Source organism: Sinomonas sp. ASV322 (assembly GCF_030908245.1).
GTDB lineage: Bacteria > Actinomycetota > Actinomycetes > Actinomycetales > Micrococcaceae > Sinomonas.
In genome coordinates this window covers 123,158-139,227 of the sequence record NZ_JAVFJJ010000007.1, presented here as the reverse complement: position 1 = coordinate 139,227, position 16,070 = coordinate 123,158, and the positions used below count along the sequence as shown (strand labels likewise).

The window sequence follows — 16,070 nt, the reverse complement described above, 5'->3', positions numbered from 1 at the left end:
TTGTTTTCGCCTGATCACTCTATCCTCCTGATGACTCGAGCCGGAGCCCCAACGGCCACAGAGTTTGCCGGGATATCGTGGGTGACCACTGAATTAGCCCCGATTACACTGTTGGCCCCGATGCGCACATTGGCTAGGACAACGACGTTTGCCCCAAGAAACACTCTCCTTTCCAAGTGCACGAAAGATGGTTCGCTGGAGAGTGTTCGTGCCCGGTTTCCGTCTCCGGGTGAACCTATAGGATGCGTGGCATCGACAATCAAACAGCGCGGCGCTATCGCCACGTCGTCCTCGATGATTACTGAATCACCCGCGACAATGTGTACGTCCTGCTCCATCGTGACTCGATCTCCAACCGTGAGACGGCCCGGTTCCTCGCCAGGCCGAATGACGACCTCGAGGCGGGCTCCATCACGAATGAAGCAGTTGCTTCCGATGGACATGTATTGAGGGTTCACGATCATCATCGGCCTCCGTATCCACGTTCGATTTCCGAATGACGCGAATCGGCGGGACGCGGCCGCGACGGACCAAATCTTCCAGAAAACATCGGAACTGCTCATGGTTCCCCCTTTGTTGTTCGTACCTGGACCTTAGTGATGGAGAGTCGCGGAGGCTCTGGCCTCAAGTCGAGGCGCCATCCTTCTCGCACTGCGTTGATCCGTCGTCGGGTCACGGAGAGACTCTCGCGACGGAAAACAAGTCGGCCGACTACCCACATAGCCATATAGACGCTTCCGACGAACAGTTGGAGGGGCGAGCAGTGACGGCGGGCGACAACAACCCAGTTTCGGGTGATCCAATGTGAGGCAAAAGCGCCGGTGAATTCACCGGTGAGACTGCTTGCCTTATGAGTGAGAACAGCACTAGAGGTTACCGTGTAGTGGTAGCCGGCGCGCTTCGCACGGATGCAAAAATCAACGTCGTCGCCATAGACAAAGTAGATCGGATCCATGAGGCCAACCGTCTCGAAGACGACCGGCCGAACGAGGAGGGCGCAAGTCGAAGCGTAATCGACCGCCACGACTTCGGGGTGACTGGCCGGAAGGAGAGGGTCTCCCATGCCGAGGTGTGTGGTCTTCATCGCCTTGAACGGCTGAATTACTCCGTCCGAATACCAGTTCGAGCCAGGAGGTTCCGTAGCTTCGATCAGCGGGGAGACGATGTCGAGCCCGCGGTGATTCGCCACGCGCACGAGGTCGGCAATGAACGTTGGAGAAAACATCGTGTCGTTGTTCAGAAGAAGCACCCAGTCGCACCCGTCGGCGAGCGCTGCCTCGATGCCCTGGTTGTTGCCCACGGCAACACCGAAGTTGGCATCGTTCGCAATGACGGTCGCAGGATGGTGACAAGACTCCTCGGTGAGGCGGTCAACGGTCGAGTCCTGCGAATCGTTGTCCACGGAGTAAAGGCGCACGTTGACGCCCTCCTGCGCCCACAGGCTTGCGAGAAAGTCGTCGAGCACGGACGAACTGTTGAAGGTCACGGTGACCACGCCAACTGACACACGAGTCATTTCGAGACCTCCGATCCGACCCAAGAAAGAAGCTCGCGGAGCCCGTCTCGCAGGCCAACCTTCGGCGAGAAGCCCAAAGCGTGGCCTGCGGCATCGATGTCGGCATAGGCCGCTCGAACGTCGCCCGCGCGGAAGTCGTTGGACAGCCGAGGCTCAGGGGCGCCAGCGAGTTCGCTCAGCAGGCGGGCAACTTCTTCAAGCGGTTTAGCGTCACCTGAGCCGATGTCCACGGTCAGGCTGTCCTGTGTGCGGTCGAGCGCGGCTTGCGTCAGCGCATCGGCCACGTCCGCTACGTTGACGAAATCGCGAATGATGCCCCCACCCTCGTAGACGTTGATCTGCTCTCCGGCCAGGGCCTGTTTTGCCATGAACGTGAGCACGCCCGTGTAGGGGTTACCCGTAGCCTGCCCAGCTCCGTAGACGTTCTGAAGTCGAAGCAATGAAAGGGGAACACCTAGCCCAATACACCAGGCGCGTGCGACATTCTCCTGGGCAAGTTTGGTCGCCGCGTAGACGTTGGCCGGGCGCGGTTCTGAACGTGCGGCATTGTTCGGCAGCGGAGAGCCGAGTTCTTCGCCATCGGGGCCGGTGGGCAGCCATTCGCCATTTGCAAGACGGGTTGGATCCCGCGGGAGCCCGTGCGCAGAGACGTTCTCATCCGATGCCAGCGTCCAGACGCCTTCCCCGTAGATGGCTCGCGACGAGGGAATGACGAGTCTTTCGGGGAGCGCGTCGGCGCCAGCGAGAGCATCGAGAAGAGTGGCGGTACCGGTGACATTAACCTCGGCGTGCCTCCGGGACTGGAGAAGTGACTGGCCCGTCCCGGTTTCGGCCGCAAGGTGGACGACGACATGCGGGCGGAACGCCGCGACTGCCTGCATGTTCGAAGGATCTGCGACGTCACCCTCAAGGAACGTCACACGTTCGGGGAGTTCATCGACTCGACGGCGGTCTTGGTGGACCTGCGGATGAAGGTTGTCGACCACAAAAATCTCATGAGAATCAATGAGCCGGTCGACCATTTTTGTCCCGATGAAGCCTAACCCGCCTGTGAGGACGACTCGTCGGGGTGATTCACTGTGGCCGGTGTCGATCATGAAATTGGCTCTCTCTCGTCAGCGTGGGAGGAGGGGCGTACTGGCAGGTTGGAGGTCAAGTCTTGGCCATGCGCCGTCGTCTAAGCAGGTCTCCCGCGAGCGAAGTCCTCACGTCCCTCGGCAAGGACCGGAACCAGACCAACGACAGGCTCAGCGATGACGCTGCGGCGACAATGATGATCGAGGCGATGGATCCGAGAAAGGCGAACCCAGGCGCCACGAGCGTCATCGCAATTGCGGGCAAGATACACATCATGGGTTCCCCCACGGAGCGGACGATGTCTTGCGCCGTCACGATATCTCGGAAGCGAGCTGCGCGGCGTGACCATGAAATGCCCAACACGACAGATATCGCTCCAGAGAGGACACCCCCCACAACGACGCCGATCACACCAAACGCGAGTCCCAACCCGATGCTCAACACCAAATTGATGAGTGCGTCGAGGACCGGCTGAGCGACGATGCGCCGGTGGTCTCCCGTGGAAATAAATGCGAAGGTGAGAGGCGTCATGGTGATCCGGATAGCGGCGGCCATGATCAGCAGAATCGCCACGATCGTCGCATCAGTGCGTTGCCCCGTGAAGCGGCCAGTGTTTGCTAGAACGGCGACTACGACGCAACTGATGCAAATGAGCATGGCGAGGATCGCAGAGTTAATTCGTGTGGCTTTCACGGCTGTGCGCCCCAACGTAGATCGATCCCCTGCAACGGCCAGGCGCCCGAGTTCTGAGAGAAGAGGGGACATCACCGCATTATCGACGCCAACGATCGCAAGGACGAACATGGTCGAGATGGAGTAGATGACCACCGCGCCGAAGTCGACGCGGCCCACGATTGCCGTTCCTGCGGCGCTCACGGCCAAAGTGCACACGTTCCAGATCATGAGAGGACCGGAGTAGCGCAGAAGGTGACCGACGCGGGATCCGACGACGGCGACCGGCGCGACCCGATCCGAATCGCGCGCAAGGCGGCGCAACTCTCGAAGAAACGCAATCAGGAGTGTCAGGAACCCCGCAACCAAGGGCAAGGAATATGCGGTGGCCACCGCTGGAAGTTGCTGTTCGAAACTGCCGACCACGACGATGGAGAGGAGTGACACCAAGCGTGCAGATGACATGAGCAGCGCAGGAAAGACCGACCGCTGGTGCCCCGCATAGTACGACGCCAAGACGTTGATCGACAGGTTGGCGACCTGCCCAACCGCCAAGAGCACGAGGGCCTCAGCTGCTTGTTGGAGGAATCCCGCGGGGACATCAGGGAAGATACTCCCGAGAGCTCTCGCAGCTGTGGCCAGAGCGACGAAGGCGACACCCCCGACGATGAGGGCAACCTTGACGCCGGTCCAGGCCATCCGGGCAGCGCCGACCGGATCATTCGACCCTGCCCATCGCGCGACGTTGGTCTGAACCGCCGTCTGCAGCCCGAGGTCGAGATAGGTGACGTAGGTCGAGACCGAGAAGACGATCGCCCACGCACCATATTGATCCTTTGGCAGCAGCCAGAGCAGGATGAGCGGAAGAAGAAGGTTCTCGAGGCTCCCTGACGCAGCACGCACCAGATTCGCGGCACCATTGACAACCCAAACTCTGCGTTTAATCGGAGCTGCCAAATTGCTAGTCATTTGGCCTCCTTTCCCGGCGCGAGAACGGCTCTAATTGTCCGCCACAGGACTATGAGATCGCCGGTCAATGACCAATTCTCTACATAGAACAGATCCAGGCGAATCGAATCCTCCCAAGACAATGTCGATCTCCCGCCTACCTGCCACAGACCGCTCATTCCTGGCTTGAGCAGCAGTCGACGCCGTGCGGCCTCGTCGTAGAGAGCGACTTCGCCGTGACGCTGAGGGCGCGGGCCCACAAGGCTCATGGTTCCGAAAAGGACATTGAATAGCTGCGGGAATTCGTCGAGGGAATGCTTCCTGAGGAAACGCCCCACCGGCGTGATGCGAGGATCGTCGTCGACCTTGAACAGGGGCCGGTCGCCCTTCCCCTGCGTCGTGAGCAGCTGTGCCAGTTCCGCGTCGGCATTCACGCGCATAGAGCGGAATTTGTACATCATGAAGGACTTGCCGTTGAGTCCGACTCGCTCCTGCCGATAGATGACAGGGCCCGCGCTCGTGAGCTTGACGACAAGCGCAAGCACCACCAACAAAGGAGCAAGAAGCATGATGAGAGCCGCCGATCCGACGATGTCGAGTGCGCGCTTTCCGAGATGCCTGGGCCCCTCGTAACGCGGAACTTCGACATGGATGAGCGGCAAGCTGGCGACGGGACGCGTGTGGATACGAGGACCAGCAACGTCCGTGAGGCTCGCACCAACGATGAGTTGCTGCCGGTCGCCATCCAGCTTCCAGCTAAGACGTCGGACCGTCTCTGGCGTGAGTTCCTCAGCACTCGTGATCACTAAAGTGTCGGCCCGCGTTTCAGCCATCGCTTGATCGATGGAATCGAGATCGAAGTAGACCGGAACGCTCGGTTCCTGAACGGACCCGGAAGCGACTCCGGACCAGCACTCACCGACAACGTGGTATCCCTCCTCGGGATGCCGGGCAAGTTCAATGCGGAGGTGTCGGACCGAAGTCGGAGTGCCGACAAGGAGCACCCGCGAACAGAATTCCCCCGTCTGACGCTTCACGCCCAGCCACTGGCGCCACAGCCATCGCGAGAGCCACAGTACGGCTACGCCCGACGGGAAGGCGATCAAGATGTACCCGCGCGCCAGGTTGATCTGAAAGAGAAAGGAGACGATGGCTACTAGGCCGAACATGCGGAGAGAGGCGTCCGCGATCAGCCGGTACTCGGTTGGCCCGGCACCGATGACGCGAGCGTCCCGGGTGTCATAGATGGCCAACATGGCCATCCAAGCCACGATGAGCACCAACGAGACGGTCGAGTAATTCACAGCGAGCGAGTCCAAAGCCCCTTGGAAGCTCACGTTGTCGCTGTCGAAGCCCAACCACGCTATCTGGACGCCAAAGATGACCCATACGAGCACTAGCAGGTCGGTAAACACCAAGCCGCGGCTCAACCACTGACGCCAGTCTCGGACACCCCCGGCAAGCGGAACTCGCTTCCCAAGACTCAGCGCTTCCATGTGGCACCTCCGTCTTGTGATAGCTGAACGGTCTCACTAGCCCAAAGCCAGACCACTGCTCCAACACTTGCTAGCGCAACCGGTGCCCTTGCGCCGTCTGCGCAGCCAATGCGATTTGGCACGGCCCCCACAGTGAACCCGCTGGGGAGTGAGCCAAATGCCACGCCTTGGCAGTTCTCAGGGTCTGCAAAGGCCACGAGGAATCCTGTGCGCCCGGGGGCGAGATCGAGCAGACCCGACACAGCGACGTGGGTCCATGCGCGCGCGGACGCCCCTCGGCTCCACAGGCCATCCGCGCACAGGAGCGCAGCAGAACCATCAGGACGAACGGCAAGCCGAAGAGCGGCCTGGCAAGGCGCTGCTTCAGCCCCTTGGCCGAAGTGCAAGGAATGTCCATCCGAGTCGATGTACGCAGCAGCCGCGAGGGCTTGGTCAGAGGTGTCCCAGGAAGCTCCGGTCGCGCTCGACCAGTAGCCGGGTGTACATCTAGCCCCGCCACCAGCAACGGTCCACACCCGGTTCCCGGTCACGCCCATAGCCAGGATTTGCCCCATTGAGCGGGAGTCCGTCGGCACGGGCACCCACGAATGCCCCCCATCAGTCGTGTGCTCGATCACGGCGGCGGAACCCCCACACGACCCGCCGCTGGATCGCCACCCGTCCGTGGAGCTCACCGCGGCGAGGAAACGGTACCCGGATCCTTCCGCCGCTGTGGTGTTGACAAGCTTCGCCGTCTCGGACGGAGTCGCCTGCGCGCTTGGAGCGGGACTAGGTTTCGGCTGGTTCACCGAAGTGAAGGTTGGAATAGGCCCAGCGGTCCCGCTCACGGCAGGGCGCGCCGCAGCAAAGGCCAGACCCGAGAGCCCCACATCCACGAGGAAGAGAACAGCGATGCCGGAAATCGTCCAAATCTTCGAGCTCCGTCCACGCGCCCCATTCGCGCTTAGGAGTTTCACCGCACCCCTCCTCCCAACGCGAGGTGTGCTGCGATGGCCTTGACCTCGGAGTCCAAGAGGGCCGCGACCCTCTCGTAGACCTCAATCGGCCGGAGGTACGGATCCTCGACGTCGTCGTCGTCAGGGTTGTTGGGCGGTTCGATGAATCCACGCCTAGACCGGGCAGCCTCAACGAGGGCAAACGAATCCCTGAGCGAGATGCGATCGTCCCCGGGGATCGCCCGAAGGAGCCGCGAAAACTCCCGGATGGTAAAAGTCCGCCGAGATGCCCGAGGGACGAGCTGCGCGACGGATGCACGCTGCGCGCGTGTGGCCGTCAAGACCAGATCAGCGGACATCAAGACCTCTGAGGTCAGCAGACGGGATCGATGCCCGGACGGGTCTCCTCCATACCGTTGGGAGAGCTCCGCGGCCTCGCGTGTCATCGGAGCCCCCTCGTCGGCAATGGTGCCGGCGCTGGAAACGCCGATGTCAGAACCGGCGCCTCGGGCTCTCAGCAGCTGTTCGGCCATGGGGGATCGGCAGATGTTCCCCGAGCACACAAACAGGACGTGAAAGTTGTCCGCAGACATGTCTACCCGACCGTTCCGCGCACTCGGCGAGCGGTCGACCGCTCCGGCTTGACGGTCTCGGGCTCATCCTCGGCGTGCGAAGCTCCGTATCCATACCCATAGGCCTGATAACCATAGGAATGCGGACCTTGGACGGGCAGCATGGTCAGGACGAAGCCGAAGACGCGGGCCCCAACGTTCTCGAGGGCGGTAACGGCCGCGCCGAGTTGGCCGCGATGCGTCTTCCCCGCGGCCACCACGACGATGGCTCCCCCGGCGGTCTTGCTCAGGATCGCAGCATCGGTCACTGGAAGCAGCGGAGGGGCGTCGAAGAGGACGTAGTCGAAATCCTGTTCAAGGCGGCGAACAAGCGCATACATCGCGCGCGAACCGAGAAGCTCGCTCGGGTTGGGAGGTACGCTACCCGCGGGCAAGACATGGAGGTCTCCTCGGCCCCACGGCTGAAGAACGTCATCCATCTCCGCGCGGCCGATCAGGAGATCGGTAAGACCGACGGCGCCTTCGAGGCCCATGTACTCGGCCAGTTTCGGACGGCGGAGGTCGGCATCGACGACGACCACCTTATGGCCCGCATTGTCGAGCGCAATAGCGAGGTTCGAGGCCGTGCTGCTCTTGCCTTCACTCTCGATGGACGAGGTAATGACGAAGCTCCGGGCGCCCCCGCCGGCGTCGATGAACTGCAGATTCGTCCGTAGGGCGCGGAATGCCTCCGCGCGGGGGCTGCGAGGATCGTCCTGCACGATGAGCGGACGCTTGGCTGCCTTCGAGTCGAACGTTGTCCCACCGAGAACGGGCGACGGGCTGATCGACTCGATATCGTGCTCATTTCGAACCCGGTTGTCCAGAACGTGCCGCAGAACCGCGCCCCCGACCCCGAGTGCTAGGCCCAGGAATAGTCCGAGCCCGAGGTTGAGGGGAACGTTCGGCGTTACCGGAGTCGAGGGAACCTGCGCCTCTTGGACGCGCGTCAGCTTGACCTGCGAGGACTGCGAGGCTTGCGAGCCCGTAGATTCGATCGACTGGACGACGTTGGTCAGGCTCTCCGACGTAGCGTTGGCAATCTCGGCGGCGCGCACGGGATCCGACGACACAGCCGAGATCTGGATGAGCGTCGTGTCGAGCGGAGCGCTCGCCGTCACGGACTTTGCAAGCTCATCGGCCGTCATAGAGAGGTGCAGAGTGGAAATGACGGGGAGTAGGACTATCGGCGTCGTGACAAGTCCGGCGTAAGTCTTGACACGCTGCTGGGTGAACGTGCTCCCCTGAACAAGATCCGCCACTGATCCGCCCGATTGCGTCGACACGAAAACCTGCGCCGAAGCCTTGAACTGCGGCTTCATGAGAATTGATATGCCCGCCGCAGCAGCGACCCCCACCAGCGCCATCACGACGATCAGGACCCAGCCCGTGCGTATGATGCGGATGTAGTCCCGTAGCTCCACGAAGTTCCCCATTCTTGTCACAAAGTCGCAGATGGCGACCACACATATGTTGCCACACGACACCCGCGAAAACAGGCCGATTTGGAGATCGATGGAGACGATTGCAGCCCTCCGAGTCCGGCGGTTGACGTGGGCCGGGCTGGGTATCGTTGCCACGCTCGCATGCGGTTTGGCCGCAGAAAACTGGGCACCCCGCGACAATCCCCACGTCAGCGGCCTGTTAGCTTATCTGGCCGCTTGGCTGCCAATGCTGGCGGCCCTCACGCTGGCCATGAAAGGGAACAGTTTTCGCCAGATCGTCAGCTATCTGGGCATTCGAGTTCACGCTATGGACATCTTCTGGGGACTCGGGCTGGCCTGTGCCGCGCGAGCTGCAGATGGTTATCTTCAGATCCTGTTGACCGGATCAACAGGTCTTGAAAGCCAACCGACATTGGGGGCGGTCGTCTCGGGGTCGACGCTCGTCACAGGGGTGGTCGCACCCGTAATAATTGCACCCTTGTTAGAAGAATTCTTTTTCCGCGGCCTTATCCAGCGCACGCTCACGGAATTGCTCCGGCCGCGCTCTGCTTTCGCCCGGGCGACAGTCGCCGTCGTCGTCACGTCCCTCGTGTTTGCGGCCATCCACGTCCTGCTGCTCGCGCGGACCCCCACCGAACTTGCCGCACTCGCGGCCGGGACCTTCATCTTTTCCGTCGGGGCAGGCATCGCGGCTGCCGCGACGAGTCGCCTCGGCGCCGCCATGGTCGGTCACGTTGTCTTCAACGGACTCGGCGTCTGGCTCACCTGGCCGGTCTGACCCCTACCCCACCGGCACCGTCTGGCCGATGAGGCACGCTCCCGTCGAAATCGGCGCCGTCACCTCGCCGACGACGCTTCGCTCCGCCCGGACAAACTGCCCCACAAAACAGGTGTCGCGGACGCGAACCGAAACCGAAATGCTCGGCGCCGGAAGGTCGACGCTCGTGCGGTCGGCGCTGCGCTGCATGGCCCGCGGGTCGAAGCCCGCCGCGGCGAGCGCGCCCGTCAGAGCCTTGCCGTCGGGCTCTCCCGCCGAGTCGACCGATTGCTTGAGGACGCGAGCGAAAAGCTGCAGGACCGCGCCGTCCGACGCCGCGGGATCGAAGCGCGCGAGCCCCGGCGTCGGAATCGCGCTCGGCGACAGAGAGGGGGACGGCGAGGCCGGCACGGGGGACGGCGGCGCGCCCTGCGGCCTGAACAGCCCAGCCAAAGGCCCACTCGCGAGGGTCGCAACAAGGCCCACGGCCCCGGCCAGGGCCAGCACGGCGACGACGGCGCCCCGCACCCGCGCAGCCCAACTCGGGCGGGCGCGCCGCGCACCCAACTCGGCAGCCGGTTCGGTCACGTCAGCCACGCGGTCATCCTTGAGGGCCACCGACAGTTCCTGTTCCGTCGTCGAAGAAGGTCGCCGCGACCCACGGGAAAAGCCACTGGTCGAAGACGACGAGAACGCCCGCCACAAGCCCGAGCAGGATGAGCACGCGGACGAACGGCGGACCCGGAAGGAGCCGCCAGAGGGCGCGATAGATCATGAGCCATCCTTTGCGAGGATCGAAGCGAGCGCGGCGGGCGCCGCGGTGTCGAACCCCTCGAACTCGGCGTACGCAATGGCTCGCTCGAGCGGCGGAAAGACGGCCGGGTAGCACGTCGTGAGGGTCATGAGCCGATCCGTGGTCGCCGTCTTGGAAACCGCCGGCACCGCGTTGATCACGTCGACGGCCGAGGGCTGCACGAACTGGAAGTTCCGGAACGTGTACGTGTACCAGCCTTGGGCCGTCTGGACGTAGATCTTGTCGCTGAGCCGAAGGGTGCTCAGCTTGAGGAAGCTGTTGCCATAGCCGATGTCGTGCGCAGCGACGGCGAAGTTCCCCATCCCCCCGGGCATCGCCGTGCCCTCATAGTGGCCGACCCCAGCCGTCACACTATTGAGCACCCGCTCGGTGTCCACCGTCTCGCGCACGATCCGCCGCCAGTCGTCCCCGAGCCGTGGAATATAGATGACGCCGATGGGCGCAGCCACGCGTCCGGGCTCCGCCATGACCGGCACATTCGAAGGAGCGGCGTGCGCAGGGGCCGCGCCCAAAGGAGCGGGCGACGGCGACCCGGCCGGAGCGCTCGGCATCGCCTGCCCCGCGGGCCGGCTAGGGGCCGACGGCGCCGCGGAGGCCGCGATCTGGCGGCTCAGCAGGCGGCTCTGCTCCGCCGCGGTCGCCTGCTGATGCACCCCGACGACCCACGGGTTGTAGAAGTCATACCACCCCACGAAGAGCAGGGCGCAGAGCGCAAAGGTGATGAGGAGCTCGGCGAACGCCCACAGCGCCGCCACGAGACCTCGCCCCATGCTGCCCCCCTGCCAAAAGACCTGCGCCGTTCGCCGCGTCCCAAGCGCCGCGCGCCCCAAAGACGCGCCAAGCGCGCACCAAGCACCGAGAATACCGGGCCCAGTGTAGATGCTTCAGATGAGCGCCACGACCACGGCCACCTGGGGTCTTACATGAGTCAACTCGAACCTTGGACCGAGGACAGACCATCGACCTACACTCGACCGAGGGGAGACACCAGAAGAGGCGCAGGAACTCGGGCCGAGACACCTCCACCCGAGAGCATCTGGAGAAGATCATGCCATTCCCTGCAGCCCTCCGCAGCACCGCAGTCGCCTTCGTCGCTGCTACAGCCCTCGCCCTCGCAAGCGCCCCCGCCCCCGCGCTCGCGGCACAGGCGCCCGTCAGCTACGTCAATTTCGGCGACTCCTACTCGGCCGGCTGGGGCGCCTTCCCTCCGACCTCCGCCTTCAACCCGGCCATCGGCAGCCCTGCGTGCCTCATCGGCGGACGACCTGACGATGTCACGCTGTTCTCGGCCCTCAAATCGGTGTCCCTCGCTGGCGACTACGCGTGTGCGGGAGCCCAGGTCGGGGCGTCGGCCTCGCCCGTGCCCACCATCTTGCAGCAGGCCACGAAGGCAGCCGCGGACGGTGCACTCAACGCCGGGACCGGTCTCGTGACCCTTACTGCGGGCGGCAACGACGTCAATTTCGGCGGCGTTATCGCCATCTGCGCCGCCGACACAACCCCGCAGGCACTTCAGTGCCAGGCGGCCACACATGCAGGCCTTGCTGCCGCGCAGCAGATCGACGTCGCCGGGACGGTCGCGACCATCCAGGGTTTCGCGGCGAAGGCGCACGTCGCCTGGCTCGGCTACCCTCACCTCTTCGCCACGGCGGACGAGTCGACGACGGTCCAGGCCGGCGGCGGCGTCATGTCGGCGGCGGCCGCTGCCGTGTTCGACGTCGGAACGGACGCGCTCAACACGATCCTCGCCTCGAAGGCGCAGGCGGCCGGGGCGCAGTTCGTGGACGTCACCTCGAAATTCGCAGGGCACGAGATCGGTTCCTCCGACTCCTGGTTCAACCTCGGGCCCCTCACGGACTTCAACTTCCACCCGACGGCCACAGGCTACGCCGAGGGCTACTACCCGGCCATGGTCAGCGGGATCAAGCCGACCCAGCTCGTGACGGGCTGACCGGTCGTTGCCTGTAGTCGCAGACGGACAGCCAGCGGGCTGGATCGCACGGTAGACGTGCGGCCTGGCTCCCGCTTCAGAACCTGATCAGAATCCCGCAGGCTCCCGCGGCGTGTACGGGCCTTCGAGCTCGGCGGCCTCGGCGTCGTCGAGCCCGATCTCCAAAGCCGCGATCGCGTCCTCGAGATGCGAAGCCTTCGTGGCCCCGACAATTGGCGCCGTGACGACGGGGTTCCGGAGCACCCATGCGAGCGCGACCTGGGCGCGTGGAAGGCCGCGCCGCTCGGCAACCCGGCCCACGGCGTCGACAATCGCCTTGTCGCTCTCGTGGTAGAGCGTACGGCCGAACGCGTCGCCCTCGGTGCGCGCCGTCGTCGTCCCCCATTCGCGCGTGAGGCGGCCACGCGCGAGGGGGCTCCACGGAAGGACGCCCACGCCCTCGTCCGCGCACAGCGGATACATCTCGCGCTCTTCCTCCCGATTCAGGAGGTTGTAGTGATCCTGCATCGAGACGAAGGGCGTCCAGCCGTTGGCCCGCGCGAGATGCTGCGCCTTCGAGAACTGCCACGCCCACATCGACGAAGCCCCGATGTAGCGCGCCTTGCCGGCCTTGACGACGTCGTGCAGGGCCTCGAGCGTCTCCTCGATCGGCGTGTGCGGGTCCCAGCGATGGATCTGGTAGACGTCCACGTAGTCGGTGCCGAGGCGTCGGAGGCTCGCGTCGATCTCGGACATGATCGCCTTGCGAGAAAGGCCCGCGCCGTTCGGGCCGGGGTGCATGCGCCCGTGGACCTTCGTCGCGAGCACGACCCAGTCGCGGTCCGCGAAGTCCTTGAGCGCGCGGCCGACGATCTCCTCGCTCGTGCCATCCGAGTAGACGTTCGCGGTGTCGAAGAAGTTGATGCCAGCCTCGACAGCCTGCTTGATGAGCGGGCGGCTCTCCTCCTCGGAGAGGCTCCAGGGGTGGTTGCCCCGCTGTGGATCGCCGAAGCTCATGCAGCCTACGGCGAGGCGCGAGACTTCGAGGCCGGTTCGTCCGAGTCGCGTGTACTGCACGGTCCGAACGTTACCAGCGCAGGAGCGCGGCCGCTGCCTCACCACTGTCGAGCGCGCCCGGCGGGAACAGGACGGTGTCCGCGCGCGTGAGGACGGCGGCGCGCAGGAGCGCGGGGGCCGCCGCGGCGGGGCCGAGCACGGGCGCCCCGAGCGAATCGGACTCTTCCTGCGCAACCCAGGGCTCGGCGCCGAGCGCGAGCAGTGTTCGGCCCTCGGCGACCTCGGGGCTCAGCAGGAGAGTCTCGACGCGCGCCTCCTGGAGGGCGCGCAATGTCTCGGCCCATCCGCCCGCGGTGTAGCTCCCGAGGCCCGCGACGAGCCGTTCGAGGGCCTCGCGCTGGCGCCGCGCCGCAACACCGGCGACGACGGCGTCCACCTCCTGCTCGAACCGCGCCCGGTCGGCGCCCGCGGAGGCATTCTTGCCGACGGTCTGGACGAGCCCCGCCGCGCGCTCGCTCAGCGCTCCCTGCACCTTGAGCCGCGCGCGCTCGTCGCCCGCGAGGACCACGAGCTGCACACCGCCGTCCTCGACGAGCCGGTTCACCTCGGCGGCGACCTCTGCGCCGTTGCGGCGCCAGATCTCCTCGGTGCGGTGCTGGTATTTGCCCTGCGAGTAGCCGCCGAGCGGGACCTTCGTGAGCGAGTCGGTCTCCCCGTGCAGTTCGCGGCGGTCGGCTGGCCCGAGGGCCGACGCACGGTGGCGGCCGATCTCGGCGTCGGCCCGCTCGGCCTCGACGACGAGGTATTCGACGTCGGCCCCGCGCACCGTCGCGAGTGGGACGAGGTTCGCAATGGGCCCCGCCTCCGCGACGAGGGTCTTCGGGGTTCCCGGCACGAGCTGGTTGACCACCACCTCGCCGGCCCGGATGAGCACGAAGCGAGAGGCTGGTCCGCCGATGCCGGCGGCGGGCCAGTCGAGGGTCTCGGCCGCCCGCACGTCGGCCTCGCTCGCGCCAGCCCGTCCGAGGGCGCTGGACACTGTCTGGCCGAGCAGGTCGGCCGCCTCGTGGGCGGTCACCGTCCCCGCGCTCACTTCCGCGTGGACGGTGCACCATGGGCCAGGGTCGCGCAGCAGTTCCGCAAGGTCTGCGAGCGCCCGCACGATCAGCTGCCCGCTTTCTCCACGACGAAGTCGCCACCTGGGAAGACCACGGATTCATGGCCGTCGTCGAAGCGAACGAGGTACGGCGGGTCGCCGTTCGCTCCCTTGACTTCGAGGATCTCCCCGTGCCGGTCCTGGGACTCGACAGTCCGGCCCCGGATGACGATCCGGTCTCCCTGCACTGCATTCATGGCGGATCACCTCCTAGCCTTGAGATTACGTAGCCGCCTCCCCCGGGGGAAGGGCCCAAGCAGCCCTTGCGTCGGGGCATGCGCCGTCGATAGGAGTGGTCCATGGACAGCGAAAGCAAGCCTCGCCCTTCCGAGTTCTGGGACGGCTTCTACCGTGAGCGGGACCGCGTATGGAGCGGGAACCCGAACGCGGCGCTCGTGCGCGAGGTCGGCATGCTCGCTCCCGGCAGGGCGCTCGAGCTCGGGTGCGGCGAGGGAGCCGACGCCATCTGGCTCGCACAGCGCGGGTGGACGGTCACGGGCATCGACATCTCCGCCGTCGCCCTCGGCCGCGCCGCGCAGCACGCCGACGAAGCCGGCGTCGCCGACCGCGTCGCCTGGTTGCGCCGAGACCTTGCCGAGTGGGAGCCCGAGGGCGAGTACGACCTCGTGTCCGCCCAGTTCCTGCATTCGCCCGTCGACCTCCCCCGCGCACGGATCCTCCGCGCGGCGGCCGCGGCGGTTGCGCCGGGCGGGCTCCTGGTCGTCGTCGGCCACGCGGCATTCCCGCCGTGGCACGCCGGCGAGGAGACCCACGGGGAGGGCGCGGAGCTGCCGACGGCGGAGGAGCTCGCCGCCTCGCTCGGCCTGCGGGCTGGCGGGTGGTCCGTGGAGGCGACGACGACGGAGGGCCGCGAGGCGGTGGGGCCCGAGGGGCAGCGGGTGGTCCTGACCGACGCGGTGCTCACAGCCCGGCGGGGCGGCTGAGACGTGGCCGGGACACCCCCGATCTGTGCCGCTTCCCTTCTTGGGTGCCTCTTCCCCGCTATGGTGCTGCGGGCCAGCAGCACCATAGCGGGGAAGGGCGCCAGATGCGGCACAGCACCATGAGGGAAGCCGGACTCGTCGCCCTCGCCGAGGCACTCGCATCGCGAGGCGAGCGGGCGATCCTCGGCATCACGGGCGCCCCTGGCGCCGGCAAGTCCACGCTCGGCGAGCGCATCGTGCGCGAACTCGGGCCGGGCCGCGCGGTGCTCGTGCCCATGGATGGCTTCCACCTTGCGAACAGCGTCCTGCTCGAGCGCGGGCTGCGGCACGTCAAGGGTGCGATCGAGACGTTCGACGACGCCGGCTACGCGAGCCTGCTCGAGCGCCTGCGCAGCCAGGCACCAGGCGAGGTCGTGTACGCGCCGCATTTCGACCGGTCGCTCGAGGAGCCCATCGCGGGGAGCATCCCTGTGAGGCCGGACGTTCCGCTCGTCGTGACCGAGGGGAACTATCTCCTCGCCGAGTCCGGGGCGTGGCCGCGGGCCAGGGCGTGCCTCACGGAATGCTGGTTCCTCGAGATCGACAGGCCCCTGCGGCATTCGCGGCTCATCGCCCGCCACGTCGCGTTCGGCAAGTCTCGCGAGGCCGCGACGGCGTGGGCGCTCGGGACGGACGAGGCCAACGCGGCGCTCATCGAGGCGATGTCGCACCGCGCGGACAGGGTGGTCCGGATCCGCGCCGACTGAGCCCCG

General features: G+C 65.5%; 17 protein-coding genes. 4 read left to right on the top strand and 13 right to left on the bottom strand.

What is annotated here, in order from left to right; all coding sequences use genetic code 11:
* Positions 1-14: 14 nt before the first annotated feature.
* From RBS12_RS11740 to RBS12_RS11710, 7 genes are all read right to left on the bottom strand, one after another.
* On the bottom strand, positions 15-563 hold the full coding sequence (locus tag RBS12_RS11740) for an acyltransferase (protein WP_307966289.1): 549 nt from the start codon (positions 561-563) through the stop codon (positions 15-17).
* Positions 560-1,516: a glycosyltransferase family 2 protein gene (locus RBS12_RS11735; protein ID WP_307966288.1), complete on the bottom strand. Its 957-nt coding sequence runs from the start codon at positions 1,514-1,516 to the stop codon at positions 560-562. The genes RBS12_RS11740 and RBS12_RS11735 overlap by 4 nt, the downstream gene beginning before the upstream one ends.
* The gene (locus RBS12_RS11730; RefSeq protein ID WP_307966287.1) at positions 1,513-2,613 is read right to left on the bottom strand and encodes an NAD-dependent epimerase/dehydratase family protein; all 1,101 of its coding nucleotides are present in this window, start codon (positions 2,611-2,613) and stop codon (positions 1,513-1,515) included. Before RBS12_RS11730 ends, RBS12_RS11735 begins: the two co-directional genes overlap by 4 nt.
* A gap of 55 nt (positions 2,614-2,668) precedes the next feature.
* Positions 2,669-4,234: an MATE family efflux transporter gene (locus RBS12_RS11725; RefSeq protein ID WP_307966286.1), complete on the bottom strand. Its 1,566-nt coding sequence runs from the start codon at positions 4,232-4,234 to the stop codon at positions 2,669-2,671.
* Positions 4,231-5,709: a sugar transferase gene (locus RBS12_RS11720; protein WP_307966285.1), complete on the bottom strand. Its 1,479-nt coding sequence runs from the start codon at positions 5,707-5,709 to the stop codon at positions 4,231-4,233. The genes RBS12_RS11725 and RBS12_RS11720 overlap by 4 nt, the downstream gene beginning before the upstream one ends.
* A gap of 952 nt (positions 5,710-6,661) precedes the next feature.
* A complete protein-coding gene (locus RBS12_RS11715) occupies positions 6,662-7,237 on the bottom strand; it encodes a low molecular weight phosphatase family protein (protein WP_307966284.1) in 576 nt (191 codons plus the stop codon).
* Positions 7,238-7,239: 2 nt separating this feature from the next.
* Complete coding sequence (locus RBS12_RS11710; RefSeq protein ID WP_307966283.1) at positions 7,240-8,691, bottom strand: polysaccharide biosynthesis tyrosine autokinase; 1,452 nt, start codon at positions 8,689-8,691, stop codon at positions 7,240-7,242.
* A 79-nt stretch (positions 8,692-8,770) separates the two neighbouring features.
* Between RBS12_RS11710 and RBS12_RS11705 the strand changes: the two genes are divergently transcribed.
* Positions 8,771-9,478 (top strand): CPBP family intramembrane glutamic endopeptidase, encoded by a 708-nt coding sequence (locus RBS12_RS11705; RefSeq protein ID WP_307966282.1) that lies wholly within the window; start codon positions 8,771-8,773, stop codon positions 9,476-9,478.
* A gap of 3 nt (positions 9,479-9,481) precedes the next feature.
* On the opposite strand, the gene RBS12_RS11700 is transcribed toward RBS12_RS11705, so the two are convergent.
* The 3 genes from RBS12_RS11700 to RBS12_RS11690 are packed head-to-tail and all read right to left on the bottom strand — an operon-like array spanning position 9,482 to position 11,041.
* Positions 9,482-10,054: a hypothetical protein gene (locus tag RBS12_RS11700; protein WP_307966281.1), complete on the bottom strand. Its 573-nt coding sequence runs from the start codon at positions 10,052-10,054 to the stop codon at positions 9,482-9,484.
* Positions 10,055-10,058: 4 nt separating this feature from the next.
* Entirely contained in the window at positions 10,059-10,232 is a 174-nt protein-coding gene (locus RBS12_RS11695; RefSeq protein WP_307966365.1) for a hypothetical protein, read from the bottom strand.
* A complete protein-coding gene (locus RBS12_RS11690; protein WP_307966280.1) occupies positions 10,229-11,041 on the bottom strand; it encodes a class E sortase in 813 nt (270 codons plus the stop codon). The genes RBS12_RS11695 and RBS12_RS11690 overlap by 4 nt, the downstream gene beginning before the upstream one ends.
* Before the next feature lie 278 nt (positions 11,042-11,319).
* Between RBS12_RS11690 and RBS12_RS11685 the strand changes: the two genes are divergently transcribed.
* Positions 11,320-12,222 (top strand): SGNH/GDSL hydrolase family protein, encoded by a 903-nt coding sequence (locus RBS12_RS11685; RefSeq protein WP_307966279.1) that lies wholly within the window; start codon positions 11,320-11,322, stop codon positions 12,220-12,222.
* Positions 12,223-12,309: 87 nt separating this feature from the next.
* Here the strand turns inward: RBS12_RS11685 and RBS12_RS11680 are convergent, their stop codons facing one another.
* The 3 genes from RBS12_RS11680 to RBS12_RS11670 are packed head-to-tail and all read right to left on the bottom strand — an operon-like array spanning position 12,310 to position 14,571.
* Complete coding sequence (locus RBS12_RS11680) at positions 12,310-13,278, bottom strand: aldo/keto reductase (protein WP_307966278.1); 969 nt, start codon at positions 13,276-13,278, stop codon at positions 12,310-12,312.
* A 10-nt stretch (positions 13,279-13,288) separates the two neighbouring features.
* The gene (locus tag RBS12_RS11675; protein ID WP_307966277.1) at positions 13,289-14,380 is read right to left on the bottom strand and encodes a Vms1/Ankzf1 family peptidyl-tRNA hydrolase; all 1,092 of its coding nucleotides are present in this window, start codon (positions 14,378-14,380) and stop codon (positions 13,289-13,291) included.
* 2 nt (positions 14,381-14,382) lie between these two features.
* The gene (locus RBS12_RS11670) at positions 14,383-14,571 is read right to left on the bottom strand and encodes a DUF1918 domain-containing protein (RefSeq protein ID WP_307966276.1); all 189 of its coding nucleotides are present in this window, start codon (positions 14,569-14,571) and stop codon (positions 14,383-14,385) included.
* Positions 14,572-14,673: 102 nt separating this feature from the next.
* On the opposite strand from RBS12_RS11670, the gene RBS12_RS11665 reads away from it, so the two are divergent.
* Both RBS12_RS11665 and RBS12_RS11660 read left to right on the top strand, forming a co-directional pair.
* On the top strand, positions 14,674-15,318 hold the full coding sequence (locus RBS12_RS11665; protein ID WP_307966275.1) for a class I SAM-dependent methyltransferase: 645 nt from the start codon (positions 14,674-14,676) through the stop codon (positions 15,316-15,318).
* Between the two features lie 104 nt (positions 15,319-15,422).
* A complete protein-coding gene (locus RBS12_RS11660) occupies positions 15,423-16,064 on the top strand; it encodes a nucleoside/nucleotide kinase family protein (RefSeq protein ID WP_307966274.1) in 642 nt (213 codons plus the stop codon).
* Positions 16,065-16,070: the final 6 nt, after the last annotated feature.